Genomic DNA, 26977 nt, shown 5'->3' on the forward strand with positions numbered 1-26977 from the left:
TATTGAATGACAGGCATAGGATGGCGTCCATCTCATCCGATCGGACGAACTCATGATGCTGACGACCCTGCTCTTCACCGCCGCCCTTCAGGCAGCCGCTCCGCAAGCCGCCCCGGCCCCCGAAAAGCCCAAGCCCGAAAAGAAGATCTGCCGCCGCGACTCCGCGACCGGATCGATCATGACGATGCGCACCTGCCGCACCCAGACCGAATGGTCGCAGGTCGATGCCGCCGCCGCCGACGTCACCGCCGAGGCGCTGCGCCAGCGGGCGAATGCGGGCACCTCAATGACGTCCTCGCGCAACGGCGACTGATCACACCGTCCAGATCGCGACATTGCCGATCATGACGACGGCGCACACCAGCATCAGGCTGCCGTTGCGCCGTTCGCCGCGCGCGATCATGCGGATGCCGAACACGATCAGCAGGATCGCGACGACCATCAGGATCGCGAGCAGCGTCCCTGCCGGTCCCTGCGTCACGACGCCAGCGCCTTGGCATAAGCGGCGGGATCGACGTTGCCGCCCGACACCAGCAACAGCGTCCCTGGCACGACCGTCACACGCTTCGCCAGCACCGCCGCCAGCGCCACCGCACCGCCGGGCTCCACCACCGCGCGCAGGTGCCGCATCGCCCAGCGCTGCGCCTCGGCGATTTCCGCCTCGCTGACTGCCACGCCGGTCGCCCCGCGCCGCGACAGCACGTCGAAGGTCCGCTCGGCCACTCGCATCGTCTGCAGCGCATCGCACGCGGTCGGCGGCGCGCCCTCGCCCACCGGCTCGATCCACCCTGCCTCCAGGCTGCGGCGCATATCGTCCCAGCCCTCGGGCTCGACCGTCACCACCTCCGCCTCGGGCAGCGCCAGCGCGATCCCCGCCGCCAACCCGCCGCCACCGCATGGCACGATCGCCTTGACCGGCGCGGGGAGGCCAGCCGCCGCCATCTGCGCCGCCGCCTCGATCCCCGCCGACCCCTGGCCCTCGATCACCCACGCATCGTCGAAGCTCGGCACCAGCGTCGCGCCGCGCGCATGCGCCAGATGCGCCGCGATCTTCTCCCGGCTCTCGGTCGCGCGATCGTAGCGGACGACCTCTGCCCCCAGCGCCATCGTCGCCGACAGCTTGGCGGCGGGTGCGTCGGACGGCATCACGATCGTCGCGGCGATTCCCAGCCGCTTCGCCGCCCACGCGACTCCCTGCGCATGGTTGCCCGACGAAAAGGCGACGACCCCGCGCGCCCGCGATTCGTCGCATAACGCGGTCAAACGGTGCCACGCGCCGCGCAGCTTGAACGCGCCGATGGGCTGCAGCGACTCCATCTTGAAAGCGACCTCTAACCCGTTGATTTCATGGATCATCAGCGGCGATGCCGGCAGGATATCGGCCATCTTTGCGGCGGCATCGCGCACGCCGGCTCGGGTCGGTTGTCGCATAATGGTCATAAATTGTGCTTTCCGCCGCAGAACCACTTTACATCAAGGGTTCGGGGTCATAGATCGCGCCTCCGCTGCCCCATGGGACTTCCAACCGCAAGGCAGCTTTTGTCACCGTATGCCGAAAGGCAATTGGAGGTCCCTTGAATTGGCCAAGCACTATAGCGCGCTGGGGCTAGCTGCCCCCTTTATCGCCCGTAGCTCCTCCTTCGAGCGCGGGATCGACATTGCAGAGCGCCGACCGGTCGAACCGGTCACGCTCGTTCGCCCGCACGCCGCAGCGCGCGCCGCCCGATTCTTCGTCGAGAAGTTTCCGGGACGCTCGATGTATGCGGTAAAGGCGAATCCGTCGCCCGACCTGCTCCGCGTCCTGTGGGATAACGGCATCGAACATTACGACACCGCGTCGATTGGCGAAGTGCGCCTGGTGAAAGCGACGCTGCCGGAAGCGATCTGCCACTTCATGCACCCGATCAAGGCGCCGGAAGCGATTGCCGAAGCCTATTTCGAGCATGGCGTGCGGACCTTCTCGCTCGACAGCATGGACGAACTGCACAAGATCGAACGCGCGACCAAGGGCGCGACCGACATGACGCTGTGCGTGCGGATGCGCGTGTCGTCCGAATATGCGAAGCTCTCGCTCGGCTCGAAGTTTGGCGTAGGCCAGGCGGAGGCCAAGGAACTGCTGATGGCGACCCGCCAGGTCGCCGATGCGCTGGGCATCTGCTTCCATGTCGGCAGCCAGACCATGTCGCCCGACGCCTATGCCAACGCGATGGAGCGCGTCCGCGCCGCCATCGTCGAAGCGGGCGTCACGGTCGACGTGATCGATGTCGGCGGCGGCTTCCCGTCGCGCTATCCGGGTATGACCCCGCCGCCGCTGGAGCGTTTCTTCGAAACGATCCACCGCGCGTTCGAAAGCCTGCCGATCAGCTATTCGGCCGAGCTGTGGGCCGAACCCGGCCGCTCGCTGTGCGCCGAATATGCCTCGGTCGTCGTCCGCGTCGAACATCGCCGCGGGGCCGAGCTGTTCATCAACGACGGTGCCTATGGCTCGCTGTTCGATGCGGCGCATATCGGCTGGAAATATCCGGTGCAGCTGCTGCGGCAGCCGGAATCGGACGCGCGCGATATGGACTTCAGCTTCTGGGGTCCGACCTGCGACGATATCGACCAGATGAAGGGCCCGTTCCCGCTTCCGGCCGATACCCGCAGCGGCGATTATTTCGAGATCGGGATGCTCGGCGCCTATGGCTCGGCCATGCGTACCGCGTTCAACGGCTTCGGCAACGGCGAGACCGTCGTGACCGACGACGAGCCGATGGAGTCGATGTACATCGAACTCGAACCGCTGCCGGCGTTCGTTTCGAACAACGTCGTCAAGCTGTAACCACTTCATTCTAACCAGCCACCTCCCCCCTTCCCGTATCTGACGGGAGGGGCCGGGGGTGGGCTTTGCATGGTTTTGCCGCTATGCGACCGCCATCGGCTCCTCCCGGCTTTTCGGGCAGGAGGCCAAACCGGGTTTCCGCGTCCCCATAACGACGACGGCTTATCGATGATGATGGGACCATCATGACCGACACGACGATCAACGATACCCGCCCAAATGACCTGCGGAAGGCCGAACTGCTTTCGACCACCGTCGAGCATGTCGACATCACCAAGTTCGACGCCCGCCCGATCATCGACGCCATGGGCAAGATGAGCTTCACCAGCCGCGACCTCGCGCGCGCCACCCGCATCTACAACCAGATGCTGGAGGACAAGGACTGCTCGATCTTCCTCGTGATCGCCGGGTCGACCTCGGCCGGCGGCTGCATGGACCTCTATGCCGAACTGCTGCGCTCGAACATGATCGACGGCGTCGTCGCGACCGGCGCTTCGATCGTCGACATGGATTTCTTCGAAGGGCTGGGCCACAAGCATTATCAGGCGCTGGAAATCCCCGACGACAATACGCTGCGCTCGCTCTACATCGACCGCATCTACGACACCTACATCGACGAAGAGCAGCTGCAGGATTGCGACCACACCATCGGTGAGATCGCCAATTCGCTCGAGCCGAAGGCCTATTCGTCGCGCGCCTTCATCCGCGAGATGGGCAAGTACCTGTCGGAGCACGGCAAGAAGGAAAACAGCCTCGTCAAGCTCGCCTACGAGCATGACGTGCCGATCTTCTGCCCGGCGTTCGTCGACAGCTCGGCCGGCTTCGGTCTGGTCAAGCACCAGGTCGACCGCGCGAAGGAAGGCAAGCCGTACATGGTGCTCGACGCCATCGCCGACTTCCGCGAACTGACCGACATCAAGATCAAGGCGGGCACCACCGGCCTGCTGATGATCGGCGGCGGCGTGCCGAAGAACTTCATCCAGGACACCGTCGTCTGCGCCGAAATCCTCGGTCACGACGATGTCGAGATGCACAAGTACGCGGTGCAGATTACCGTCGCCGACGTCCGCGACGGCGCCTGCTCGTCCTCGACGCTGAAGGAAGCGGCCAGCTGGGGGAAGGTCGACACCGCGCTCGAACAGATGGTCTTTGCCGAAGCCGGTTCGGTCATGCCGCTGCTGGCGTCGGACGCCTATCACCGCGGCGCGTGGAAGAACCGCACCAAGCGCGCCTTCGGCAAGATGTTCGACTGATCCTTCGGACAGCGACGAAACGGAAGCGGCGGGGGAGCGATCCTCCGCCGTTTCTGCATGGGGCGCCAACGCCATCGCCACATTCGCCAAACCATCTCCGGCATACACGTCACCCCAGCGCAGGCTGGGGTCTCGCTGTGGCGGATGCCGCGGGTTCCACGGGGAGACCCCAGCCTGCGCTGGGGTGACGGTCGTGGCGAGTGAAGGGGGCAGGCCGCAAATTCCTACCTTCCTCCCGACGCTTGCCGCCGTTACGCTCCGCGCCATAACGAACGGGGAGCGGACCATATGATCGACCGGCGGACTATATTGGGCGCGGCCATGGCATTACCGATGGCCAAGGCCACCGCAGCACAGGCCCCCGCGCCGTCCGGCCCCGAAACCCTTACCCCGTGGCCGCCGCGCGAACATTTCCGCCTCTGGCCCGGCAAAGCGCCCGGTGCGCAGGCGAAGCTGCCGACCTATGCCCCGTCGATGAACGGCCGGCCCGGCATGCGCGAACTCTGGCTGCGTGGCGTGTCCGATCCGGTCGTCGGCGTCTTCCGCCCGGCCAGGCCCAACGGCACCGCCGTCCTCTCGATCCCCGGCGGCGGCTATGGCTTCGTCTCGATCGAGAATGAGGGGATCGACGTCGCCAAGGCGCTGAACCCCGCCGGCATCACCGTCTTCGCGCTCGCCTATCGCCTGCCCGGCGAAGGCTGGACCGACCAGCAGGACGTGCCGCTACAGGATGCCCAACGCGCGATGCGGCTCATTCGCGCCAACGCCGCGCGCTACGGCATCGATCCGGCAAAGCTCGGCGCCTGTGGCTTTTCGGCGGGCGGGCACCTCGCTGGCTCGCTGACCGTCGCCCATGACGACCGTGTCTATCCGCCGATCGACGCCGCCGACCGGCAATCGGCACGCCCCGCGTTCACCGGCCTCGTCTACCCGGTCACCAATATCGGCGCGATAAACCGCGGCGGCGCCGGCCAGCCCGATGGCCCGATGACCGTCTATCGGCGCTACGATATCCCCGCCCGCGTGACGGCGCAGACCCCGCCGGTCTTCCTCGCCCATTCGGTCGACGATCCCGTTTGCCCGGTCGACCAGTCGCTCGACATGCTCGCCGCCTGCCGCCGCGCCAAGGTGCCGGTCGAGGCGCATCTGTTCGAACAGGGTGGCCATGGCTATGGTGCGCTCCACGCCCCGATCGACAGCCCGCAACGCGCATGGACCGACCTGTTCATCCGCTGGATCGGCCAGCGCAAGTAGCGCTGTCCTACACGCCTCCTACCCAATACGTCACCCCAGCGAAGGCTGGGGTCTCCCGGTAATAGCGCAGCACATCAACCGGGAGAGACCCCAGCCTTCGCTGGGGTGACGACCAACGGAAAGAGGAGGACACCAAGCGCACGAACAGCCCACGAGTGTGAACTTAGTGAACTTTGGCCTCAGCCGAACAGCCGCCGGGCGCTGCGCTCCAGCATCACCAGCTGCCACAGCGTCCGACCATGCTCCGCCCGACCGGCGCGGTGCTCGGCCGCCAGCCGCTCGACGGCATGCGGGTCGAACCACGTCGCCAGCACCGGCGACCGCGCCAGCGCCGCCGCCTCGTCGGCCAAGGCCCCACGGAACCACGCGCTGACCGGCGTCACGAACCCCATTTTCGGCCGATACAGGATTTCGCGCGGCAGCCACGGCTCCAGCGCCTTTTTCATCAGCCACTTGCCCTCGCCGCCCCGCAGCCGCAGCTTGGCCGGCAGCGTCGCGCAGAACTCGATCAGCCGGTGGTCGAGCAACGGCTCGCGCGCCTCCAGCGCCACCGCCATGCTGGTCCGGTCGACCTTGGTCAGGATATCGCCCGGCAACCAGTGCCGGAAATCGGCATATTGTGCGCGGTCCAGCCCGTCGCGTGCCGGCGCAGCGCGCATGGTGGCGACATAGCGTTCCTCGCCGCGATACCCGCCCAGCTGCCGCGCCATTGCCGCTCCGTACAGCCCCTGACGCACCGCCGGCGTCGTCACCCCGACCGCTCGTGCATAAGCCTCGTCGCCATCCTGCGCCAACGCCAGCAGCGTCGTCTTGGCGCGGAACGGCCGCGGCGCCCAATCGGCCTTGGGATAGACGTCGCCCAATGCCCCGAACACCGGCTCGCGCAGCCCCGGCGGCAACAGCGAGCGCACCCGCTCCTCCGCGGCATGGAATTTGTACCGCCGATATCCGGCCAGCGCCTCGTCCGCGCCGTCGCCTGACAGCGCCACCGTCACCCGCTCGCGGGCCAGCGCGCACACCTGATAGGTCGCCAGCGCCGATGCGTCGGCAAAAGGTTCATCGAACGCCGCGACCAGCGTGTCGATCAGCGCGAAGTCGTCCGACGCGACCGTCCGCACCGCATGGTCGGTGGCGAAACGCTTCGCCACCAGCCCGGCCGGCCCGCGCTCGTCATGGCCCGCTTCCTCGAACCCGATGGTGCAGGTCTGCACCGGCGCGCGGCTCGCCTCCGCCATCAGCGCGACGACCGCCGACGAATCGACCCCGCCCGACAGGAACGCGCCCAGCGGCACGTCGGCGACCATCCGCGACCGCACCCCCTCGCGCATCCGCTCGACCAGTTCGGCCTGCAGATCGCGGGTGCTGCCCCGTGCCCGGTTCGAGAAATCGATATCCCACCACTGCACCGGCTGCGGCACGCTCCGCCCGCGCTCGATCAGCAGGAAATGCCCCGCCGGCAGCTTCTTCACGCCCGCCACGATACAGGCGTCGTCGGGTACATAGCCCAACGCCATATAATCCTCGATCGCCGCGACATCGGGCGTCCGCCGCACCATCGGATGTGCCAGCAGGCCCTTCAGCTCCGACGCGAACGCCACCGCACCATCCGCCAGCTCGACATAGTGGAGCGGCTTCACCCCCATCCGGTCGCGCGCGACGAACAACGCCTGACGACCGGCGTCATAGATGGCGAAGGCGAACATCCCGTTCAGCCGCGCCAGCATATCCGGCCCCCACGCGGCCCAGGCATGGAGCAAGACCTCGGTATCGCCCTGCGTCCGGAACACCGCACCCTTGCCCCGCAGTTCGGCGCGCAGTTCGGCGAAGTTGTAGATTTCGCCGTTGAAGGTGATGACGACCTGTTCGCCCGGCAACGCCATCGGCTGCGGGCTGCCGCCGACGTCGATGATCGACAGCCGGCGATGGCCGAGCCCGACGCCCAGCGCGGTCCATACCCCCGACCCGTCGGGGCCGCGATGCGCCTGTACATCGGTCATGGCGACGATCCGCGCCGAATCGATCGGCTTGGGGTTGGTCGGGTGGAACAGCCCGGCGATACCGCACATGTTACTGCATCCCCGCCGCGCGGTCGGCGATCCGGTCGATCGGCCCCGCCGCCGCCACGAAATCGGCGATCGCCTGCCGTGGATCATGCCCGTCCCGGCGCGCCGACAGCAACACCGCGACGCCGCGCTGCGGCCCGCCCAGCAGCTTCGCTTTTAACGTCTCCAGCTTCACCCGGTCGGCGCTGCCAGTGGTGGTCGATCCGATGCGGTACCAGGTCGCGACCTCGCGCTCGACCGGGCCGGGCGCGGCCATGCGCAGCGTGGCGCTGCCCGCGATCGGCGCGGTGTCGGCGATCCGCACCCAGCGGTCGTTTTCGCGGATCGCACCCTGTCCGAACCCTACCAACTCATGCCCCTCGCCCTGCGATCCATAGACCGCGACGACCATGTCGACGCTGCGTCCCCGGCCATCCCCATAGCGCCCGATCAGGAAATGGTCAGCGCCCGGATAGTTCGGCACCCAAGGCTCGCCGTCGACCGCGATCCGCTGCCACCCCGGCACGCTGGGTAGCTCGATCCGCGCCGGCAGCGCCTGCACCCGCCGGTCGATGACCCAGCCCCATCCGGCAAACCCGACCGCAACTGCCAGCACCGCTGCCGCAGCCATCGACCGGTCTGCCCCGCGCATCGGCGTCGCCTGCACCGCCGCGACATCGAACCACGGCGCATCCGGATCGCGGTCGAACCAGCGCCACCCGATCGCCAGCACCGCCGCCATCGTCAGCGCAAAGAAGACCCAGCCATAGACGATATGGTCGAACCCGGTCGCCGCCTCGACCGAGGTCAGATGCGCGGCATAGATCGTGCCCGCCGCCCGCACTCCGTTCGCCAGCACCGGCACCACCAGCGCCAGTGCCATGAACGCCGCCCGCCGACCCCATGCGACGTAACAGACATTGGCGACCAGCGCGCCGTACGCGACCATGGCGATGACGAACTTCGACCCCGAACACGCCTCCGCCACTTCGAAATAGCCGTTGGGGATGGTGATCAGCACCCCGTCGACCGCCGCCGGTACGCCCAGCGCGTGCAGGATCGGCATGGTCAGCGACACCGTCGCCGCCTGCAACCATGGTTCGAGGAAGTCGCCGAACGGGACGAGGAACGCCATATAGGCCAGCGGAAATGCCAGCCCGCGCGCCACCCGCGCGCCCAGCAGCGTGACGACCGCCCCCTGCAGCAGCAGCACCAGCCCGGCATGGCGGAACAGCGCCACCGCCGCCGCCTCCCCGACCAGCCACACCGCACCACCGGTCGCGACGATCGCCAGCCCCGGCCACCACGCCTGCGGGGTCAACTGCGCCAGCTCACGCCGCCGCTGCCACACCAGCCAGCCGATGATCGGCGGGACGAACAGGCAATGGCCATAGGTGGTCGAATTCCACCAGATATCGGCCATGTCGCCGACATCGCGGTGGAAGATCGCGAGCAACGCCGCCCAAGCTCCGCCGAGCGCCAGCAACGACCGCCGCCACGCCGGATCGGCCGTCACCGGCCGCTCGATCGCGATGCTGGTCATGCCAGACCCATCAGCCCGGCCAGCGGCGCCAGCCGCGCGTCCCAGCCATAGCGCGCGATCGTCCGCGCCCGTGCCGCCGCACCCAGCGCCGCCGCTCCTGCCGGATCACCCAGCACCGCGGCAATCTCACGCGCGAACCCCGCCGCATCGCCGGCAACCCGGATCGTGCCGTCGTGATCGATCCCCTCGGCCGCCGCCGTCGACGCCACCACCGGCCGCGCCATCGCCATCGCCTCCAGCACCTTGTTCTGGATACCGCGCGCCAGCAGCAGCGGGGCGACCACCACCGCCGCCGCGGCGATCCAGCCACGCACGTCGGCGACCTCGCCGGTCACGATCACCCGCTCGCCCGCCAGCGCCCGCACCGCCGCCGCCGGCGCTCGCCCGACGATCGCAAACCGCGCGTCCGGCAGCAGCGGCAGCACCTCGCCCACGAACCAGCGCACCGCATCGATATTCGGCCGATAGTCCATCTGCCCGGTAAAGACGATCAGCGGCCCTGCCTCGGCCACCGGCCTGACCATCGCCGGGTCGAAGAAATGGGTATCGATCCCGTTTTCGATCGCGAACACCGCGTCGTCCTCGGCGTCGCCCCTAAACAGCGCCGCCTCCGCCTCGCTCACCAGCAACGTCGCGACCGCGCGGTCGGCGATCTCGCGCTCGAACCGGCCAAGCAACTGCGCCTCGCGCCGCATCATCCAGCGCATCGGCCCACGTGCATCATCGGCATAGGCCGCGAACTTCGCCGAATCCATGTCGACGAAGTCCATCACGAACCGCGCATCGACCGGCAGATACTGCGCCATCTGCCCCGAATAGACATAGACCGCGTCATAGCGCCGCTCGCCCAGCAGCCGCGCCACCGCCGCGCGCATCGCCGGGCTGTCGAACGCCGCCTCCGACACCGTCCGCCCGCTCGCCAGCGCTTCCATCGCTGCGCGCGCATTCCCCTTGCGTCGCGGCAACACCGCCGCACTCGCGCACCATTGGCGCAGCGCGTCGCCATGGCCCAGGTCGCGCGGATCGTCGGCAAAGCTCGCCAGATGCACCCGCCCCAGCGTCGACAGATGCCGCATCACATGGTGGCTGCGCACCTTGTCGCCACGATCGGGGGGATAGGGAACGCGGTGGGCGAGGAGCAGGATCTCGCTCACCCCAGCCCCTTCGCGATGAACGGCCCGACCCGATTGGCGACCGCGACCGGCAGCTTCTGCCACGCCGCGATCTTCAGCCGGTATTTGGGGTTGAGCGGACTCGCATCGCGTGGGCGCTCGCCATCGGCGGTCCAGGTCGGATAGCCCAGCGGCGTGGCCATAAAGCCCCAATTCTTCTTGTACGCCGCCGGCCCGGTCCCGACCTTCGACCGCCCGAAATCGAACGCGCTGCAACCCCGCTGCCGGGCGTGGCGCATCAGTTCGAAATACATCCGCTCATTGGCACGCAATCCCCGCGCCGCCGCGGTACCCCCGCCCCAATAGGGATAGACGGTCCCCCGCCAATAGACCGACAGCACGCTCGCCACCGCCACCCCGCCATGCCGCACGGTCAGCACATCGGCGTCCTCACCGAACCGCGCGATCACCTCCGCGAACAGCCGCCGCGGAAACACCGGCGTGCCGAGGTTGCGCACCGACGTACCATAGACATGGAAATGCTCGGCCAGCGCCGCCTTGTCGCGCCCGACCACGATCTCGAACGGTTCGGCCAGCGCCTTGCGGACGTCGGCGCGCTGCTTGCGCGGGATCGCCAGCAACTCGGCATCATCGTCACTCGCCAGCGCCCGGACGAACCCGACATAACGCGTATCGTCCCACGTCCAGCCGTCGCCCTCGATCGGCCTGCCGCCGCGCATCTCGATCGTCGGGCAGCCAAGCGCGCGCGCCGTCTCAACCGCCGATGCCGCCAGCACCCGCGCGGCGTCCGGATCGGACGTCAGGATACCGCCGCCAACCCCGAACCCGGTCGATACCAACGCCGCCCCGAACAGCGGCGAGCGCACCTGCGTCAACGGCACCAGCCCGGTCAGCTCACCGCCTGCCTCGGCCAGCAGCATGCGAAACCCCTGCCCGCACCCCGCCGCCGTCGCCTCGCCCCAGACCGGCAAATGAAACGGTGTCCCATCGGGCTGCGCCGCCACGAACGCGGCGATCCGCGCCCGCTCGCCTGCATCCTCCAACCGGGCCTGCCGAACGGTCGGCGTCACAACGCGCCCGCGCGTTCCGCGACGATCGCATCGGCCCGGCCCCAGTCATGGTTCGCCATCAGCCGCTCGAGCTTGCCCGCCATCGCCCCCAGCCGCGAATAATGCCGCACCTTCGACTTCAGCGGCGCTTGTCTAACCCGCGGCTGGCCGGGATCGATCTCCCACGGATGGAAATAGAACATCGCGGGATGCGCGTCCTTGCCGTTGCTGCGCACCACCGCATCCTCGACCACGCGGTTGGGCAGCAGGCGGAAGAACCCGCCTCCGGCCGACACTTCGCGCCCCAGCACCTTGGCCAGCGTGATCGGCCATTCGATCAGGTCTGCCCCCGCCACCGGCCGGTGCAGCGCGCGCGGCGCATCGGTCCAGCCATAATGGTCGTGCGCCAACGGCGCGACCGACGAGGAATAGGCATAGCCGGCCTCCGCCAGTACGGCATGCGCCCACGGCGTACGCTTGTCGATCGAGAAGCTCGGCGCACGATATCCCGTCACCGCCTGCCCCCCGGCATCCTCCAGCGCAGCCTTCGCCTTTGCCAGATCGGCGCGGAACTCGTGCGCCGTGAAGGTGAAGACCCGCTTGTGGTCCCATCCATGGCTCGCCAGCTCATGCCCGCCCGCAACGATCCGCCGCATCAACGCCGGAAACCGGTGCGCCACCCAGCCGAGCGTAAAGAACGTCGCCGTCACCCCGCTGGCGGCGAACAGGTCGAGCACCGCATCGGTATTCGCCTCGACCCGACATTCGAGCGAGTCCCAGTCGCCCCGGTCGATCACCTTCTCGAACGCGCCGACCTGGAACCAGTCCTCGACATCGACCGACATCGCGTTACGCATGGCTGGATCAGCCGGCGGCGCGCATCGACGCCAGGTCGGGGCGGCGCTGATCGCCCTCCACCCAGTCGACCAGCAGCGTCAGCACCCGGCGCAGCGCCGCGTCCTGTTCCTCCAACCGTTCCTCCAGCGCCGCGATCCGCGCAGTAAGCGCCGCGGTATCCTCGCGGACCGGAGCAGCGCCACTCGGCACCTCGCCCGGTATCGACCATCCATCAGGCTCGACCACCGACAAGTGGATCGGACGCGGCGGCATCGGCGGCGGCGGGGGCGTCATCGGCAGCGGATCGGCATCGACCACCGGAGTCGCCTCGGCGACCGGTGCCGCTTCGACGCGCGGCGCGATCTGTGTCGTGCCCAGCCCATCGCCGTCCAGATCGTCGATGACCTGTTCGATATCCCGCGCGCCGAAGCTGTCGATTCCCTCGATCGCGCCGAACAGCAGCACGCGGCTCGCCAGCTGGTTCAACCGGCGCGGAATACCGCCCGACCAGCGGTGCAACGCCTCGACCGCATCCATGCCGAAGCTCGGGCTGCCGGTCCATCCGACCACGCCCAGCCGGTGTTCCAGATACGGCCCGACTTCCTCCACCCCCATCGGGTCGAGGTGGTGCATCGCGATCACCCGCTGGCGCAGCTGTTCCAGCCGGTCCGACCCGTGCAGCCGCTGGCGGAACTCCGGCTGGCCCAGCAGGAAAATCTGCAACAGCGCATAGCCGCCCGCCTGGAAATTCGACAGCATCCGCAATTCTTCGATCGACCCGACCGGCAGCGACTGCGCCTCGTCGATCACCAGCAGCGTCCGCCGCCCCGACCGCGCGACATTGTGCAGACCGCGTTCGATCTCGCTCAGCAGCTGCGCCTTGGTCAGCCCGTGATGATCGACGTCGAGCCCCGCGGCGACCAGCCGCAACAGGTCGTCCGCCTCCACCTGGGTCGTCACCATGCGGATGACGTTCAGCCGGTCGGCATCGATCGTCTGCATCAAATGGCCGAGCAGCGTCGTCTTGCCGGTGCCGGGATCGCCGGTGATGACGATGAAGCCTTCGCCCTGGCTCAACCCATAGCCGAGATACGCCATCGCCTTGCGATGCGTGGCGGTGTCGAACCAGAACGCCGGATCGGGCGTCAACTGGAACGGGCGACCGGTCAGGCCATAATGATTGTCGTACATCATCGTCTCCAATGGAGGGCTTGTACCCGCCAATCGGTTGAATGTTCGTTTATAATGATCGGGGTTTTAGTGCGAACCGCCCGCGCAGGGTAGGGGCTGCAAGCGACGGCTTACCCTCCCTTCGTCACCCCGACGTGACGATATCGGTATCATATGCCGATGCCGCCGCGGTTGAACCCGCTCACTGGAAACGTCGCCCCAGCGAAGGCTGGGGCCTCAAGCAGCTCCTGTCCCACGCTATTACCGGGAGATCCCAGCCTTCGCCGGGATGACGTTCACGCCGACAGGATCAACCTGCCCCTCAGAACCGGAACCCGACCGCCAGCAACGCCTGCGCAATCAGGTCCGATTCGCTGCGTTCGACGTCGAATCCATACACCCCGGCGGTGAGACTGCCATAGGCGCGGCCGAAGCTGCGATAATAGCCGCCCTGCGCGCCACCGCCCCATGCGTCCAGTCCGCCCTCGATCCCACTGGCGAAATAATTGGCATAGACGTCGGCGGAAATCGACGACCGGCCATCGAGCGCCCATTGGCCGAAGCCCTGGACGTAATAGCTTTCGTCGCGCGTGCGATAGATGACGGCACCGGGCACCGGCGGAATATAGAATTGCCGGCTGGCATAGCCCGCGCCCAGCCCCAGCCGCGTCGGGCCACGCGTGATCGAATAGACCGCATCGATCCCCCGCGCACGGAACGTCGCTGCGCTCACCGACTGGAATACCGGCGTCAGGCACCCGCCGGCATTCGGCGCGCCCTCGGGCGTCACGCCACCGCCGAACACGCATCCGCCGTAGCGCGCGCCGAACGGGTCTTCGCCGCCGATATAGTTGATCGGCAGCTGCGACAGCGATCCCGTCAGCTGCCGCCCGAAGGTGGTGACGCTGTCATAAACGCCGACCTGGACCGCCGAGGTCGGCCCAGCCTGCCATTGCAGCGAGCCGGTATAGCTCATCGAACCGTACCGCCGGCCCAGCCGCGCCTCCAGCGCGGTGCGCGGGGAGGGGCGCCACAATACGCCCGCGTCCCAGATGATGCCGTCGGTGTCATAGGCGATGCGCGGCGCCGACGCCGGATCGGTCACGAACCGCCCCGCCCCGTCCAGCACCGGATTGTTCTGTGCATCGCGCAGCGGATCACGCTGCGTCACCTCGATCTTTTCGTACCCGACGCCGCCGACTGCGGCGAGAGTGCGGGTGATCGGCACCACCGTATCGACCCGGCCGTACGTGCCTTCGAACTTCTGGTCGAGCTGCCCCGCATCCTCGCGCAGCCACGCGCCCGACACGGTGAACCCGATCGGCAGCAGCGTGCCGGCGCGCGTGCCGGCGCTGCCCATCACCAGATGGCTGGTCGCCTCGTCATAATAATCCAGCCGCCGCTGACCCGGGGCCAGATCGACGACGCCCGGCGTCTCCGCCTTCACATAGCCGAACTGATAGGTGCCGTTGACCGCGAACGGCCCGACGCGGGTGTTGACGCTCGGCCCGGCATAGACGCCGTACACCTGCGCGGTATTGACGTTGCTGGCGTTGACCAGCGGGCCGAAGCCGCCGCCGCGCGTATCGCCCTGCGCCCGCGTCGCGATCGCGCCGCCTTCGAGGTTCAGCCAGCGCGTGATCTGCACATTGGCGCGCGCCAGACCCGAATGGATGCTGCCGCTACCGAAATTGTCGCCCCAGTCGAACAGCCGCTGATACTGGTAGTTCGCCTGCACCTGCACCCGCTGCGTCGTGACCGTCGCATCGACGCCGGCGGTCAGCTGGGTATAGGTGACGACGTCGCCATCCTTCAGGTCGGCGAGCAGCACCTGCCCCGCCTCGACATAGGGCGATATCTCGACCCGCTGTGCCAGCGCCGGCGTCGCCGTGGCGACGACCGCAACCGGAAGGGCCAGCCAGTGCTTCATTCCGCGTCCTGCCCGTAATAACCGAAACGCGCACCCTCCGCGCGATAGGTCGTGGCGTTCAGCAGCAGCTGGATTTCCTCGCAGCCATCCAGCAGCGCCACCGCCTCGCGCAGGTCGGATTCGCTGCTGCGGTCGGCGCGGACCACCAGCACCGTCTGCCCGACCAGGCTCGCCAGCACCGCGGCGGGCGATGCCGCCAGCGCCGGAGGCGAATCGAACAGGATGATCCGGTCAGGATCGGCGGTCAGCAACCGCTTCAACACGTCGTGCGCGTGGTCGCTGCGCAGCAATTCGGTATCGGCATGGGTCCGCTTGCCGGCCGGGAGCAGCGACAGCTGCGGCACGTCGGTCGGGATGACCAGCGCTTCGACGTCGATCGCCGGATCGCCCAGCGCGTCGAGCAGCCCCTGTCCGGCAGGCAGGCCCAGCCGGTCGAGAATGTCGGGCTTGGCGAAATCGGCATCGACCAGCAGGATTTGCAGGTCGCGCTCTGCCGCCAGCGACAGCGCTAGGTTGATCGCACAGAAGGTCTTGCCATCGCCCGGCTGCGCCGAACACACCAGAATCATCCGCGCCGCATCGGCGTCGCGCTTTTCGACGTCCGCCGCGGCGGTCAGCAACTGGCGCTTCACCAGTCGGAATTCCTCGGCCAGCGCGGTAATCGGGCCGCCCGGCACCAGCATCCCCGCCTCAGCCAACATCTCGCGATCGATCCGCGCCGGATCGACCGGCCGGATGCGCGCAGGCGGCATCTTGCGCGCCGGTGCGGTGGCGACCGGTGCGGCGACGGGGGGCGCAACCGGCGGTGCCGGCGGCAGGTCGGGCATGGCAACAGGCGGCATGCCGGGCTTCGGGCCCAGCTGCCAACGATCCGCCGCGCGCTCCAGCAACGATGCGCGCATGGTCCGGTGCGATTGGTCGTTCACTTCGCGTTCCCCACTCACGCCACCAGCCCGCGTTGGGCAAATTCCAGCCCCAGCAACAGCACGAACGCCGCCACCAGCGCCCCCGCCCCGCCCGCGAACAGCTTCAACCGCTGCTTGCGTTGCGACCGGACATTATCGGTCACCACTTCGCCGATCGCGCCCAATACCGGCATCCCGCTGATCTTTTCCAGCTTCTGTGCGGTGGCGAAGCTCGTCTTCAACCGGCTGAGCGCAAACGCCACGCCGACGCCCGCGCCGATGCCGACGATCAGCACGCCCAGCAGCAGCAGCGGCCGGTTCGGTGCGGTCGGCGCGCGCGGCTGGGTCGGCGGGTCGATCACGCTGAACTTCACCGCATCGGTATCGGTCTGCACGCTGCTGCGCAGCCGCACCTGTTCGCGATCCTGGAACAGCTCGTCATAGTTCGACTTGAGCGAAGCGATATCGCGGTCGAGCTGCGACTGCTGCGCGGCCGCCTGCGGATCGGCCGAAATCTTGGCCTGCAACCCGTTCAGCTGCCCTTCGATCTGGCCCTTGCGTTGCTGCAGTTCGGCGACCCGCGCCTGCCGGTCGGCCTGCGTCGCGCGCAGCTGCAGGTAAAACGGGTTGGGCGACGCCGCGGTCCCGCCGCTCACCCCACCGCCCTCACCGCGCGCTGCCGCCCGCGCGGACGCCAGCTGCCGGTTGAGCGCGACCATATCGGGATGCGCGTCGGTCCAGCCGCGGCTGCGCCCCTCGGCGATCTGCCCCTCGATCGCGTTCAGCCGCGCGCGCGCCGGCCCGACCATCGCCGTTCCCGCCGATCCGGGCAGCGTCGCCGCAGTCCCCGCCATCTGCGCATTGGCCGCGCTCAGGCTAGACTGCGCCGCCGCGAGGTCGCCATCGATCTGCGCCAGTTCGCTGCGCGCATTCGACATGCGGTCGTCGAGCGACCCGGTGCCGGGCAGCATCGCCATATACTGCGCCTGAAACGCCTGCCGCCGTGCCTCGGCATCGGCCAGCTGCTTCTGCCGCTGCGCCAGCTGCTGGTCGAGGAAGCGCAGCGACTGCACCGTCGCGTCGCGGTCGCTGGCCAGATTGTCCTCGACGAAGATGTCGATCATCTTCTGCACGACTTCGCGTGCAACCTTCGGATTGCCCGACGTCGCCGAAATCTCGAACAGATTGTCCTGCTGCGCGGTCAGCTTGATCGCGTTCTGCAGCGACGCCACCCGGTCCGCCACGTCGCGGTCGTTGGCGACGGTGTCGTTCAGCGATGTGCCCCTCACCACCTTTTCGAGGTTCACCGCCGACGTCAGCGTCTGCCGGATGCGGTCGATATTCTTCGCCTGATCGTTCTGCGCGACGGCGGCATCGGCGCCGGGCAGCACCTGCCGCATCTGCACCAGCACCCGCGCGGTCGATTGATAGCTGTTGGGAATCTGGCTGACCGCCAGCCACCCGCCCAGGCACACGACCCACGCGATCGCCAGCGCGATCCAGCGCCGCTGCCAGATCGCGTGCAGCATCAGCTTCAGTTCGTCGTACAGCCCGTCCATCTCAGAACATGCTCTCTGGGATGATGATCACGTCGCCCGGCTGCAGCTTCACATTCGCCGACGAATCGCCGTTCTTGAGCAGGCTGGAGATGCGCAGCCCGAATTCCGACTGCTTGCCCGTCGCCCGATCGTAGCGGACCAGCCGTGCGCGGTTGCCCGCCGCATACTGGTTCAGCCCGCCGACGGTAATCATCGCGTCGAGCAGCGTCATGTTGGCGCGGTACGGGATCGACGCCGGCTTCTCGGTCGCGCCGACGACGCGCACCTGCTGGCTGAACGTGCCCGAGAAATTCTCGACGATCACCGAGACCAGCGGGTCCTTCACATATTCGCCCAGCGCCAGCTTCAAATCGTCGGCCAGCATCGCCGGCGTCTTCCCGGTGGCGGGCATGTCGTTGATCAGCGGCGTGGTGATCCGCCCGTCGGGGCGCACCTGCACCTTGGTCGACAGTTCGGGGTTGCGCCATACGAAGATGCTCAGCTGGTCGAGCGGCCCGATGACATAGGCCTCGCCCGGTGCTTCCTTCGCCTGCACGAACGGTGCGGGCGGCAATTCGGGACGCGTCACGCCACCGGCGCATCCGCCCAGCACCGCACAAAGCGCCACACCCGTGCCAAAACCATGCCTGCGACGCATTCCAATACCTCGTAACCAACGCGCGCAGCCGCGTGGGACTGCGCAGGACTTCACCTGCTATGCCGCCTAAGGGGTAAAGATAGGGTTGAGTATAGCCCGGTTTCGCGACCAGCACACCTCTACCGCGTACCGTTCGCGCTCACCGCTTTCCCGGAATGAACCACTCGCGTGCCGGCGGATGCCCCAGGAACGCCGACGGGCTCGCCGTAGCGCCGTAAGCGCCCGCCTGAAACAGCGCGATCGTATCGCCGACCGCGACCGCGGGCAGCGCCACCCGGTCGGCCAGCCGGTCGAGCGGGGTGCACAGGCACCCGACGACCGATGCGGTGATGACGGGCTCGCCGTCCATCCGCTCGGCCACCGCCACCGGATAGTTGCGCCGCACCACCGTCCCGAAATTGCCGCTGGCCGCCAGCTGATGGTGCAGCCCGCCATCGACCACCACGAACGTCTCCCCACCGCTCTGCTTCACGTCGACCACGCGCGTGCAATACACGCCCGCCTCCCCGACCAGCCAGCGCCCCAGCTCGACCGCGAACCCGGTATCGGCCAGCGCCGCCGCCCGCCCCGCCAACGCCTCACCCAGCGCCGCGCCGACCGCTTCGACATCGACCGGCGTATCGCCCGCGAAATAGGGAATGCCGAACCCGCCGCCCAGATTGACGAACGCCGGCACCGCGCCCGCCTCGTCCGCCAGCCGCCCGGCAAGCGCCAGCGTCGCCGCCTGCGCCTCGATGATCGCGCCGGTATCCAGCGTCTGCGAACCGGCAAAGATATGGAAGCCGTGCCAATCGGCCCCGACCGCCACCAGCCGCCGCACCAGTGCCGGCACCCGCACCGCGTCGATCCCGAACGGCGACGCCCGCCCGCCCATCCGCATCCCCGACCCGCGCAGTTCGAAATCGGGATTCACCCGCACCGCGATCCGCGGGGTCAGCCCCAACCGATCGCCGATCGCCAGCGCCCGGTCGGCCTCGCCCTCGGACTCGACATGCAGCGTCGCCCCCGCCGCGATCGCCTGTTCCAGTTCGTCGTCGCGCTTGCCCGGGCCCGCAAAGCTGATCGCCGCCGCCGGCTTGACGGTCAGCGCCTTGGCCAGTTCGCCGCCCGACGCCACGTCCAGTCCGTCGACGATCGGTGCGATGGCCGCGAGCACGTCGCCATGCGGGTTCGCCTTGATCGCATAATGCACCCCGACGCCGTCCGGCAGCGCCGCGCGCAACCGCGCCACCCGCGCCGCGATCGCCGCGCCGTCGTACAGGAACGCCGGCGTATCCCCGGCCTGGGCCAGCAGGTCCGCGAAATCCTCGCCGCCAATCGTCAGGCGCGATTGCCCGGCAAAGGCGGGCGGGAGGGGACCGATCGGCTTCATGCGCGGACCCCCTGCACCGCCAGCGCGCGAATGGCCACCCGGTCGAGCTTGCCATTGGCGTTGCGCGGCAGGTCCTCGACCCAGACATAGTGCGACGGCTGCTGGAAACTCGGCAGTTCGCGGCGCAACCGTGCGCGCACCAGCACCTCGGCATCCTCCGCCACCGCCCGCGCGACGACGGTGATCGCCTGCCCCTGCCGTTCGTCGGGCAGGCCGACCGCCACCGCCTCCGCCACTTCGCCGCCCCCCAGCACCGCTTCCTCGACCTCGGTCGGGCTGATCCGGTTGCCCGCGACCTTCATCATCTCGTCATCGCGCCCGACGAAGCGGAGCAGCCCGTCCGCGCCCAGCGCGACGGTATCGCCCGACCACACCGCCATCCCGCCGCTCGCCATCCAGTCCGGGGCGGCACGGAACCGCGCCGCCGTCCGCTCGGCATCGCGCCAATAGCCCTGCGCCACCAGCGGCCCGGCATGGACCAGTTCGCCCGCCTCGCCGACGTCTGCCCGACTGCCATCGGCGCGCGCCACCGCGACCTCGGCAAAGGGGATCGCCGATCCGATCGCATCCGGATACGCATCGACCAGCGCGGGATCGAGGAACGTCGAGCGAAACGCCTCGGTCAGCCCGTACATCGCGTACAGGTCCGCCGCGCCGAACCGCGCGCGCAAGCCCCGCACCATCCGCGGCGTCAGCGCCCCGCCCGAATTGGTCAACCGTTTGAGCCGCGCCGCGACCGTCGCCGGCCACTCCGCCTCCAGCAGCTGCGTCCATAGCGGCGGTACGCCCGCCAGCGTGGTCGCATCGAACCGCTCGACCGCCTTCACCACGTCGCGGGCGGTCAGATAGTCGAGCGGCACCACCGCCGCCCCTGCCAACCACGTCGAGAACAACTGGTTCTGCCCGTAATCGAAGCTCAGCGGCAGCACCGCCAACACCCGGTCGGCCGGCGTCAGGTTCAGATACTGCGCGACCGACACCGCGCCCAGCCACAGATTGGCATGGGACAGCATTACCCCCTTGGGCCGCCCGGTCGACCCGGAGGTATAGAGGATCGCCGCCAGCGCATCCGTATCGCCATCCATGGCGGCGACCGGCGCACCGTCCGGCGTATCGGTGACCACGCGACACCCCGCCGGAACGTCCCCCGCCTCCAATGCGGCGACACGCGATTCCTGCGTCACCAGCACGCTCGCGCCGCTATCGCCCAGAATATGCGCGACCTGCGCCCGCTTGAGCGCCGGATTGACCGGCACATGCACCGCCCCGACCCGCGCCGCCGCCAGCGGCATCAGGCACGCCGCCCGCGTCTTCGGCAACCACGTCGCCACCCGGTCGCCGCCCGTGACACCCATCGCCCGCAGGCCACCCGCCATCGCCGCAACGGTCGCTTCGAGTTCGCCAAAGGTCAACGTGCCGGCACGATCAACCAACGCCGGAGCGTCCGCCGCACCGCATGCCGGCAACCGGTCGATCCGTTGAGGGACGGGGTTCAAGGACACCATCGCCGCTTCCTAGCGCCGATCGGACGGCAGATACAGGGCAGAGGGCGGGAGTTGTCCGGTGCCGTGGCCATAAACAATAACGTACCCCCGCGAAGGCGGGGGTCCAGAGCCAAGCAAACCACCGGCCAGCGATCCAACCCTGGATCCCCGCCTCCGCGGGGATACCGGGTGGGGATGTGCCCGCCCATCCCCAACACCCCGTACCCCGGCGAAGGCCGGGGCCCAGTTGGGGGCCGTTTGCGATGGAGAAACGACCGACGTCCCAACTGACCCCGGCCTCCGCCGGGGTACGCTGCAAGTCAAACCGGGATCGCCCGCCAACCACCCCCGCCTCTCCCAAAAACCACCCCGCTTGGCAGCACCGCCCACACCCCCTAAACGTCCCCCACCAACAGGGGAGTGATCAGTGGTTCAGACCGGTTCGGCGTCGATCGAGGAAACCGTGCGCGCAGTGTTGCGCGACGTGCTGGGCCTGTCCGACGAGCGGGTGGCGGCGTTCGACGATGCGACCCCGCTGTTCGGCGCACTCCCCGAACTTGATTCGATGGCGGTGGCCGGCGTCCTGACCGAGATCGAGGACCGCCTCGGCATCCTGATCGAGGACGACGATATCGACGGCGACACCCTCGAAACCTTCGGCTCGCTGGTCGCCTTCGCCAACGCCAAGGCACCCGCTTGATCGACCGCTACGACTGGCCCGGCGGGCATGAGGCGCTGTGGCGCTTCGGCCCCGATACCGGTCCGGTCGTACTGCTGCTGCTACCCCCGTTCGAGGAGGCGAACCGTACGCGGACCTTCGCCGTCGGACTGCTCCGCGCGCTCGCCGATCGCGACGTCGCCGGCATGCTCCCCGACCTGCCCGGACAGGGCGAAAGCCCGCTGGCGACCGACACAGTCACGCTGGCCGACTGGCGCGTGGCGGTCACCGCGCTGGTCGATGCCACCGATCGTCCCGTCGTGACCGCCACGATCCGCGCCGGAGCATTGTTCGACACCGACGCCGCCGTCGCCGGTCGCTGGCACCTCGCCCCGCAGTCCGGCGACCGGCTGGTCCGCGAACTGACCCGGATCGCGGGCGGGATCGACCGTGACGCACCCGTCGTCGAGATCGCCGGCAACCGCATCGCCGCGACGATGATCGTTGATCTTGCCACTGCCACGCCCAGCGCCGACCACCCGTCCCGCATCGTTCGGCTCGGCACCGATCCCGACCATGCCGATCTGCGAATCGACGCCGCCCCGCTGTGGCGTCGGGCCGAACCGGGCGATGACCCCGCCCTCGCAGCGCTGCTCGCCGACGACCTTGCCGCCTGGAGCCGCGCATGCGTCGGCTGGTGACCATCCCTTGCGCCGGGGAAACGCTCGCCGCGACGCTCGACGAGGCGCCGGGCAGCACCGGCCTGCTGATCGTGTCCGGCGGCAACGAACTGCGCATCGGCGCGCATCGCGGCATGGCCCTGCTGGCCGCGGCGATCGCCGAAGCTGGCTATCCCGTATTGCGCTTCGACCGTCGCGGCATCGGCGATTCGACCGGCACCAATGGCGGCTTCCGGTCGAGCGGCCCCGACATCGCCGCCGCCGCCGCGGCATTGCGCGACCTGACCGGCGTCACGCGGATGTTGGCGTTCGGCAATTGCGACGCCGCGACCGCGCTGGCGCTGTTTCACGGGCAGGCCGCGATCGACCGGCTGGTGCTCGCAAACCCCTGGATCGTCGAGCCTTCCGGCGACCTGCCGCCCCCAGCCGCGATCCGCGCGACCTATGCCGCGCGCCTGTCTTCACCGGCCGAGTGGCGGCGTCTGCTGACCGGCGGCGTCAACTTCGGCCGTCTGCTGCAAGGTCTGGCAACTTTGACCCGGCCCCGCCGCGGCCAGAACGACCTCGCCCGGACCTTCGCCACCGCCCTCGCCGCTGGAGCGCCCGCCGACATCCTGCTGGCGACCGGCGATCACACCGCCATCGCCTTCCTCGATGCGTGGCACCTTCGCAACCTTCCGACCCTCCACCACCGCGACAGCGACAGCCACAGCTTCGCCCGCCCCGGCGACGCCGACTGGCTCCGCGACCGCCTGCTGGACGCCCTCAGTCGAGATTGGGCCGCAGCCACCGCTCCGCCTGCTCGAGGCTGACGCCGCGCCGCGTCGCATAGTCCTCCAGCTGATCCCGCCCGATCCGCGCCACCCCGAAATAGGCGCTGTCGGGATGCCCGAAATAGAAACCGGAAACGGCCGCCGTCGGCAGCATCGCGAAGCTGTCGGTCAGCGTGATTCCAGTAGCTTGCGTAGCGCCCAACATGTCGAACAGGATCGGCTTCTGGCTGTGGTCGGGGCACGCCGGATAGCCCGGCGCCGGACGGATGCCGCGATATTGCTCCCGGATCATCGCCTCGTTGGTCAGCTGCTCGTCGGGGGCATAGCCCCATAATTCGGTCCGGACATGGTGGTGCAGCCGCTCGGCGAACGCCTCGGCCAGCCGGTCGGCCAGTGCCTTCAGCAGGATGTCCTGATAATCGTCATTCTCCGCCTTGAACCGCGCGATATGCGGGTCGATGCCGTGGATGCCGACCGCGAACCCGCCCATCCAGTCGCCCGCCGGATCGACGAAGTCGGCGAGGCACATGTTCGCCCGCCCTTCGCGCTTCTTCACCTGCTGGCGCAGGAACGGCATGCGGATCGCATGGGTGGCGTGGGTCGTCTGCATCGGCGTCGCGAAATCGTGCGGCACCCCCGACAGCGGCGACACCCGCCCCGCCTCGATCGCCGGCTCCAGCTGTTCGGCGGGCACGTCGACGATCACGTCGTCGCCATCGCGCCGGCAATGCCACAGCGCCGCGACGCCCCGCGCCGTCAGCCATTTCTCGGCGATGACCCGGTCGAGCATCGCCTGCGCATCCTCGAACAGCGAGGACGCGCTCTCGCCCACGACCTCGTCGGTCAGGATCGCCGGGAAATTCCCCGCCAGCTCCCACGCGCGGAAGAACGGCGTCCAGTCGATATAGTCGCGCAGGTCGGCAAGGTCCCAGTCGTCGAACACATGCCGCCCCGGCTTGGCAGGGGCGGCCGGCTTCTGCGTGAAATCGGCAACGAAGCCATTGGCGCGCGCCTCGGCGATCGGAGCCAGGTCGCTCTGTCCCTTGCCAGCGCGCGCGATCCGCACCGCCTCGTAATCGGCAGCGATCTGCTCGACATAGGCGTCGCGTCCGGTGTCGCTGACTAACGTCGTCGCCACGCCCACCGCCCGGCTCGCGTCCAACACATGGACGATCGGGCCGTCATATGCCGGCGAAATGCGCAGCGCGGTATGAACCTTCGACGTGGTTGCCCCGCCGATCAGCAGTGGCATGGTCATGCCCGCGCGCTTCATCTCCTCGGCCACGGTCACCATCTCGTCGAGCGACGGGGTGATGAGTCCGGACAGCCCGATCATGTCGGCGTCGTTCTCGTTCGCCGCCTCGAGAATCTTCGTCCACGGCACCATCACGCCCAGATCGACGACGTCGAAGCCGTTGCACTGAAGCACGACGCCGACGATGTTCTTGCCGATATCGTGGACGTCGCCCTTGACGGTCGCCATGATGATCTTGCCCTTGCCCTTGGCGCCGGGCTCCTTCGCAGCCTCGATGAAGGGCAGCAGGTGCGCCACCGCCTTCTTCATCACCCGCGCCGACTTGACCACCTGCGGCAGGAACATCTTGCCCGATCCGAACAAGTCGCCGACGACGTTCATCCCGTCCATCAGCGGCCCTTCGATCACCTCGATCGGCCGGGCGAATTGCTGGCGGCATTCTTCGGTATCGTCGACGACATGCGCGTCGATGCCCTTGACCAGCGCATATTCGAGCCGCTTGACGACCGGGAGCGAGCGCCATTCCGCCGCCGCCTTTTCGGCGACCGCATCGGTGCCCTTGTATTTCTCCGCCAGCGCGATCAGCCGGTCGGTGGCACCGGGATCGCGGTTGAGGATCACATCCTCGCACGCAGTGCGCAGCTCGGCATCGATCGTATCATACACGTCGAGCTGCCCGGCATTGACGATCCCCATGTCCATCCCCGCCGGAATGGCGTGGTACAGGAAGATCGAGTGCATCGCCCGGCGCACCGGTTCGTTACCGCGAAAACTGAACGACAGGTTCGATAGCCCGCCCGAGATATGGCAGTGCGGACAGCGCGCCTTGATCTCTTTGCACGCCTCGATGAAGTCGACGCCGTAGTTATTATGCTCCTCGATCCCCGTCGCCACCGCGAAGATGTTGGGGTCGAAGATGATGTCCTCGGGCGGAAAGCTGATCGTCATCAGCAGGTCGTAGGCGCGCGAGCAGATCTCGACCTTGCGCGCCTGCGTATCGGCCTGCCCGACTTCGTCGAACGCCATCACGACCACTGCGGCGCCATAATTCATGCAGATGCGGGCGTGGTGGAGGAACGCTTCCTCACCCTCCTTCATGCTGATCGAGTTCACGATCGGCTTGCCGCTGACGCACTTCAGCCCCGCCTCGATCACGTCCCATTTGGAACTGTCGACCATCACCGGGATGCGGGCGATGTCCGGTTCGGCCTGAATGAGCTTCAGGAACGTCGTCATTGCGTGATGCGCGTCGAGCAGCCCCTCGTCCATGTTGACGTCGAGCACCTGTGCCCCGCTCTCGACCTGTTGCAACGCGACCTCGACCGCGGCGGCATAGTCGCCCGCCATCACCAGCTTCTTGAAGCGGGCGGAGCCGGTCACGTTGGTGCGTTCGCCGATGTTGACGAAGTTGGTCGAGGCGTTGGTCATGTCAGCTTTCTCTCCCTCTCCCCTTCAGGGGAGAGGGTCGGGGAGAGGGGAAGATCGGAGAGGGTGGTGAACTGCCCCTCTCCCAAGCCTCTCCCCCTGAAGGAGAGAGGGCTTTTGCGGTCAAGCCGCCATTGTGAACGGTTCCAGCCCGGCGAGCCGCGTCTGCACCGGCACGCCCGGCACCTTGCGGGGGGCGACGCCCTGCACCCGATCGGCCATCGCCTTGATATGCGCCGGCGTCGATCCGCAGCAGCCGCCCAGCACGTTGACCTGCCCATGATCGGCCCAGTCGCCGACCAGCGCAGCGGTGGTCGCCGGCGCCTCGTCATACGCGCCCAGTTCGTTGGGCAGGCCGGCATTCGGATAGACCATGATCAGCGTGTCGCAGATTTCCGACAGCGTCTTCACATGCGGCCGCAGCTGTTCGGCACCGAACGAACAGTTCAGCCCGATCGTCACCGGCTTCGCATGACGGATCGCGTGCCAGAACGCCTCGACGGTATGGCCCGAAAGGTTGCGCCCCGACAGGTCGGTCAGCGTCATCGACAGCATGATCGGCAGGTCGCGGCCCAATGCCTGCCCCGCCTCGATCGCCGCCAGTACGCCTGCCTTGGCATTGAGCGTGTCGAACACTGTCTCGATCAGCACGAAATCGATGCCGCCCGTGACGAGCGCATCGATCTGTTCGCGGTACACGCCCTTCAGGTAATCGAAGTCGATCTCGCGATAACCCGGATCGTTGACGTCCGGCGACAGCGACAGCGTCTTGTTGGTCGGCCCGATCGCTCCCGCCACGAACCGCGGCCGCCCGTCGTGTGTCGCATAGTCGTCCGCCAGGCGCCGGGCGATCTTCGCGCTTTCGATGTTGATATCGGCGACCAGCGCCTCGGCCCCATAATCCGCCTGGCTGATCAGGTTCGCGCTGAACGTATTGGTCGACACGATATCCGACCCGGCGTCCAGATAGGCGCGGGTGATCGTCTCCGGCACCTCCGGCTTGGTGATCGCGAGGATATCGTTATTGCCCTTCTGGTCATGGCCGAGCGTCAGGGTGCCGGCATAGTCGGCCTCCGACAATTTCCAGTTCTGGATTTCGGTACCGAACGCGCCATCGGTGATCAGCACGCGCTTGGCGGCTTCGGCGTTCAGGCGTTCGCGGGCGGTCGTCATGTCGTTCTTCCCCAAAACCGTTCG

23 protein-coding genes are annotated in these 26977 nt (G+C 68.1%); 7 read left to right on the plus strand and 16 right to left on the minus strand.

Going from position 1 to position 26977, the window contains the following annotated elements:
- Positions 1-52 precede the first annotated feature (52 nt).
- Positions 53-313, plus strand: a complete 261-nt coding sequence (locus MF610_RS06060) for a hypothetical protein (RefSeq protein WP_242193868.1) — start codon at positions 53-55, stop codon at positions 311-313.
- On the opposite strand, the gene MF610_RS06065 is transcribed toward MF610_RS06060, so the two are convergent.
- The gene (locus MF610_RS06065) at positions 314-481 is read right to left on the minus strand and encodes a hypothetical protein (RefSeq protein WP_242193870.1); all 168 of its coding nucleotides are present in this window, start codon (positions 479-481) and stop codon (positions 314-316) included.
- Complete coding sequence (locus tag MF610_RS06070; protein ID WP_242193871.1) at positions 478-1440, minus strand: threonine ammonia-lyase; 963 nt, start codon at positions 1438-1440, stop codon at positions 478-480. Before MF610_RS06070 ends, MF610_RS06065 begins: the two co-directional genes overlap by 4 nt.
- Before the next feature lie 139 nt (positions 1441-1579).
- Here MF610_RS06070 and MF610_RS06075 point away from each other — a divergent pair, with 139 nt between their 5' ends.
- The 3 genes from MF610_RS06075 (at position 1580) to MF610_RS06085 (ending at position 5328) form a co-directional block, all read left to right on the plus strand.
- Positions 1580-2821 (plus strand): type III PLP-dependent enzyme, encoded by a 1242-nt coding sequence (locus MF610_RS06075; protein ID WP_242193873.1) that lies wholly within the window; start codon positions 1580-1582, stop codon positions 2819-2821.
- Positions 2822-3006: 185 nt separating this feature from the next.
- Positions 3007-4074: a 1,9-bis(guanidino)-5-aza-nonane synthase gene (locus MF610_RS06080; RefSeq protein WP_242193875.1), complete on the plus strand. Its 1068-nt coding sequence runs from the start codon at positions 3007-3009 to the stop codon at positions 4072-4074.
- Between the two features lie 321 nt (positions 4075-4395).
- Complete coding sequence (locus tag MF610_RS06085; protein WP_242193880.1) at positions 4396-5328, plus strand: alpha/beta hydrolase; 933 nt, start codon at positions 4396-4398, stop codon at positions 5326-5328.
- A 179-nt stretch (positions 5329-5507) separates the two neighbouring features.
- Here MF610_RS06085 and MF610_RS06090 read toward each other — a convergent pair whose 3' ends face one another.
- From MF610_RS06090 to MF610_RS06145, 12 genes are all read right to left on the minus strand, one after another.
- A complete protein-coding gene (locus MF610_RS06090; RefSeq protein WP_242193882.1) occupies positions 5508-7394 on the minus strand; it encodes an XrtA/PEP-CTERM system amidotransferase in 1887 nt (628 codons plus the stop codon).
- A 1-nt stretch (position 7395) separates the two neighbouring features.
- Positions 7396-8913, minus strand: coding sequence for an exosortase A (xrtA, locus tag MF610_RS06095; protein WP_242193884.1), 1518 nt, complete (start codon positions 8911-8913; stop codon positions 7396-7398).
- Positions 8910-10067, minus strand: a complete 1158-nt coding sequence (locus tag MF610_RS06100) for a TIGR03087 family PEP-CTERM/XrtA system glycosyltransferase (RefSeq protein ID WP_242193886.1) — start codon at positions 10065-10067, stop codon at positions 8910-8912. The genes xrtA and MF610_RS06100 overlap by 4 nt, the downstream gene beginning before the upstream one ends.
- Positions 10064-11116 carry a FemAB family XrtA/PEP-CTERM system-associated protein gene (locus MF610_RS06105; RefSeq protein WP_242193888.1) on the minus strand — a complete coding sequence of 351 codons (1053 nt, stop codon included), beginning with the start codon at positions 11114-11116 and terminating at the stop codon, positions 10064-10066. Before MF610_RS06105 ends, MF610_RS06100 begins: the two co-directional genes overlap by 4 nt.
- Positions 11113-11952: an XrtA system polysaccharide deacetylase gene (locus tag MF610_RS06110; RefSeq protein WP_242193890.1), complete on the minus strand. Its 840-nt coding sequence runs from the start codon at positions 11950-11952 to the stop codon at positions 11113-11115. The genes MF610_RS06105 and MF610_RS06110 overlap by 4 nt, the downstream gene beginning before the upstream one ends.
- A 7-nt stretch (positions 11953-11959) precedes the next feature.
- Complete coding sequence (locus MF610_RS06115; protein ID WP_242193892.1) at positions 11960-13123, minus strand: ExeA family protein; 1164 nt, start codon at positions 13121-13123, stop codon at positions 11960-11962.
- Between the two features lie 301 nt (positions 13124-13424).
- Entirely contained in the window at positions 13425-15032 is a 1608-nt protein-coding gene (locus MF610_RS06120; RefSeq protein WP_242193895.1) for a porin family protein, read from the minus strand.
- Positions 15029-15958 carry an AAA family ATPase gene (locus MF610_RS06125; protein ID WP_242193897.1) on the minus strand — a complete coding sequence of 310 codons (930 nt, stop codon included), beginning with the start codon at positions 15956-15958 and terminating at the stop codon, positions 15029-15031. The genes MF610_RS06120 and MF610_RS06125 overlap by 4 nt, the downstream gene beginning before the upstream one ends.
- Positions 15959-15972: 14 nt before the next feature.
- The gene (locus MF610_RS06130; protein WP_242193900.1) at positions 15973-17496 is read right to left on the minus strand and encodes an XrtA system polysaccharide chain length determinant; all 1524 of its coding nucleotides are present in this window, start codon (positions 17494-17496) and stop codon (positions 15973-15975) included.
- A gap of 1 nt (position 17497) precedes the next feature.
- On the minus strand, positions 17498-18133 hold the full coding sequence (locus MF610_RS06135) for an XrtA/PEP-CTERM system exopolysaccharide export protein (protein WP_242193903.1): 636 nt from the start codon (positions 18131-18133) through the stop codon (positions 17498-17500).
- Between the two features lie 139 nt (positions 18134-18272).
- On the minus strand, positions 18273-19505 hold the full coding sequence (locus MF610_RS06140) for a pyridoxal-dependent decarboxylase, exosortase A system-associated (RefSeq protein WP_242193906.1): 1233 nt from the start codon (positions 19503-19505) through the stop codon (positions 18273-18275).
- Positions 19502-21010, minus strand: coding sequence for an AMP-binding protein (locus MF610_RS06145; protein ID WP_242193909.1), 1509 nt, complete (start codon positions 21008-21010; stop codon positions 19502-19504). The genes MF610_RS06140 and MF610_RS06145 overlap by 4 nt, the downstream gene beginning before the upstream one ends.
- A gap of 406 nt (positions 21011-21416) precedes the next feature.
- Here MF610_RS06145 and MF610_RS06150 point away from each other — a divergent pair, with 406 nt between their 5' ends.
- From MF610_RS06150 to MF610_RS06160, 3 genes are read left to right on the plus strand one after another with little or no spacing between them, the layout of a single operon-like run.
- Complete coding sequence (locus tag MF610_RS06150) at positions 21417-21689, plus strand: acyl carrier protein (RefSeq protein ID WP_242193912.1); 273 nt, start codon at positions 21417-21419, stop codon at positions 21687-21689.
- Positions 21686-22348 carry an alpha/beta hydrolase family protein gene (locus MF610_RS06155; protein WP_242193915.1) on the plus strand — a complete coding sequence of 221 codons (663 nt, stop codon included), beginning with the start codon at positions 21686-21688 and terminating at the stop codon, positions 22346-22348. Before MF610_RS06150 ends, MF610_RS06155 begins: the two co-directional genes overlap by 4 nt.
- Positions 22333-23139 carry a hydrolase 1, exosortase A system-associated gene (locus MF610_RS06160; RefSeq protein ID WP_242193918.1) on the plus strand — a complete coding sequence of 269 codons (807 nt, stop codon included), beginning with the start codon at positions 22333-22335 and terminating at the stop codon, positions 23137-23139. Before MF610_RS06155 ends, MF610_RS06160 begins: the two co-directional genes overlap by 16 nt.
- Here the strand turns inward: MF610_RS06160 and metH are convergent.
- Together metH and MF610_RS06170 are read right to left on the minus strand one after the other, a co-directional pair.
- Positions 23093-25783: a methionine synthase gene (gene metH / locus MF610_RS06165; RefSeq protein WP_242193921.1), complete on the minus strand. Its 2691-nt coding sequence runs from the start codon at positions 25781-25783 to the stop codon at positions 23093-23095. The two genes, MF610_RS06160 and metH, sit on opposite strands and share 47 nt — an antisense overlap.
- Before the next feature lie 120 nt (positions 25784-25903).
- Positions 25904-26953, minus strand: coding sequence for a homocysteine S-methyltransferase family protein (locus tag MF610_RS06170; RefSeq protein ID WP_242193923.1), 1050 nt, complete (start codon positions 26951-26953; stop codon positions 25904-25906).
- Positions 26954-26977 lie beyond the last annotated feature (24 nt).

The sequence above is a fragment of the Sphingomonas hankookensis genome (assembly GCF_022664465.1).
GTDB classification, from domain to species: Bacteria; Pseudomonadota; Alphaproteobacteria; order Sphingomonadales; family Sphingomonadaceae; genus Sphingomonas; species Sphingomonas hankookensis.

What these genes read in the sequence shown, in the direction of transcription:
- MF610_RS06060 (WP_242193868.1), top strand. Translation starts at nt 53, where the DNA reads ATGATGCTGACGACCCTGCTCTTCACCGCCGCCCTTCAGGCAGCCGCT.
- MF610_RS06070 (WP_242193871.1), bottom strand. Translation starts at nt 1,440, where the DNA reads ATGACCATTATGCGACAACCGACCCGAGCCGGCGTGCGCGATGCCGCC.
- MF610_RS06080 (WP_242193875.1), top strand. Translation starts at nt 3,007, where the DNA reads ATGACCGACACGACGATCAACGATACCCGCCCAAATGACCTGCGGAAG.
- MF610_RS06085 (WP_242193880.1), top strand. Translation starts at nt 4,396, where the DNA reads ATGGCATTACCGATGGCCAAGGCCACCGCAGCACAGGCCCCCGCGCCG.
- MF610_RS06090 (WP_242193882.1), bottom strand. Translation starts at nt 7,394, where the DNA reads ATGTGCGGTATCGCCGGGCTGTTCCACCCGACCAACCCCAAGCCGATC.
- xrtA (WP_242193884.1), bottom strand. Translation starts at nt 8,913, where the DNA reads ATGACCAGCATCGCGATCGAGCGGCCGGTGACGGCCGATCCGGCGTGG.
- MF610_RS06110 (WP_242193890.1), bottom strand. Translation starts at nt 11,952, where the DNA reads ATGCGTAACGCGATGTCGGTCGATGTCGAGGACTGGTTCCAGGTCGGC.
- MF610_RS06115 (WP_242193892.1), bottom strand. Translation starts at nt 13,123, where the DNA reads ATGTACGACAATCATTATGGCCTGACCGGTCGCCCGTTCCAGTTGACG.
- MF610_RS06120 (WP_242193895.1), bottom strand. Translation starts at nt 15,032, where the DNA reads ATGAAGCACTGGCTGGCCCTTCCGGTTGCGGTCGTCGCCACGGCGACG.
- MF610_RS06130 (WP_242193900.1), bottom strand. Translation starts at nt 17,496, where the DNA reads ATGGACGGGCTGTACGACGAACTGAAGCTGATGCTGCACGCGATCTGG.
- MF610_RS06135 (WP_242193903.1), bottom strand. Translation starts at nt 18,133, where the DNA reads ATGCGTCGCAGGCATGGTTTTGGCACGGGTGTGGCGCTTTGTGCGGTG.
- MF610_RS06140 (WP_242193906.1), bottom strand. Translation starts at nt 19,505, where the DNA reads ATGAAGCCGATCGGTCCCCTCCCGCCCGCCTTTGCCGGGCAATCGCGC.
- MF610_RS06145 (WP_242193909.1), bottom strand. Translation starts at nt 21,010, where the DNA reads ATGGTGTCCTTGAACCCCGTCCCTCAACGGATCGACCGGTTGCCGGCA.
- MF610_RS06160 (WP_242193918.1), top strand. Translation starts at nt 22,333, where the DNA reads ATGCGTCGGCTGGTGACCATCCCTTGCGCCGGGGAAACGCTCGCCGCG.
- metH (WP_242193921.1), bottom strand. Translation starts at nt 25,783, where the DNA reads ATGACCAACGCCTCGACCAACTTCGTCAACATCGGCGAACGCACCAAC.
- MF610_RS06170 (WP_242193923.1), bottom strand. Translation starts at nt 26,953, where the DNA reads ATGACGACCGCCCGCGAACGCCTGAACGCCGAAGCCGCCAAGCGCGTG.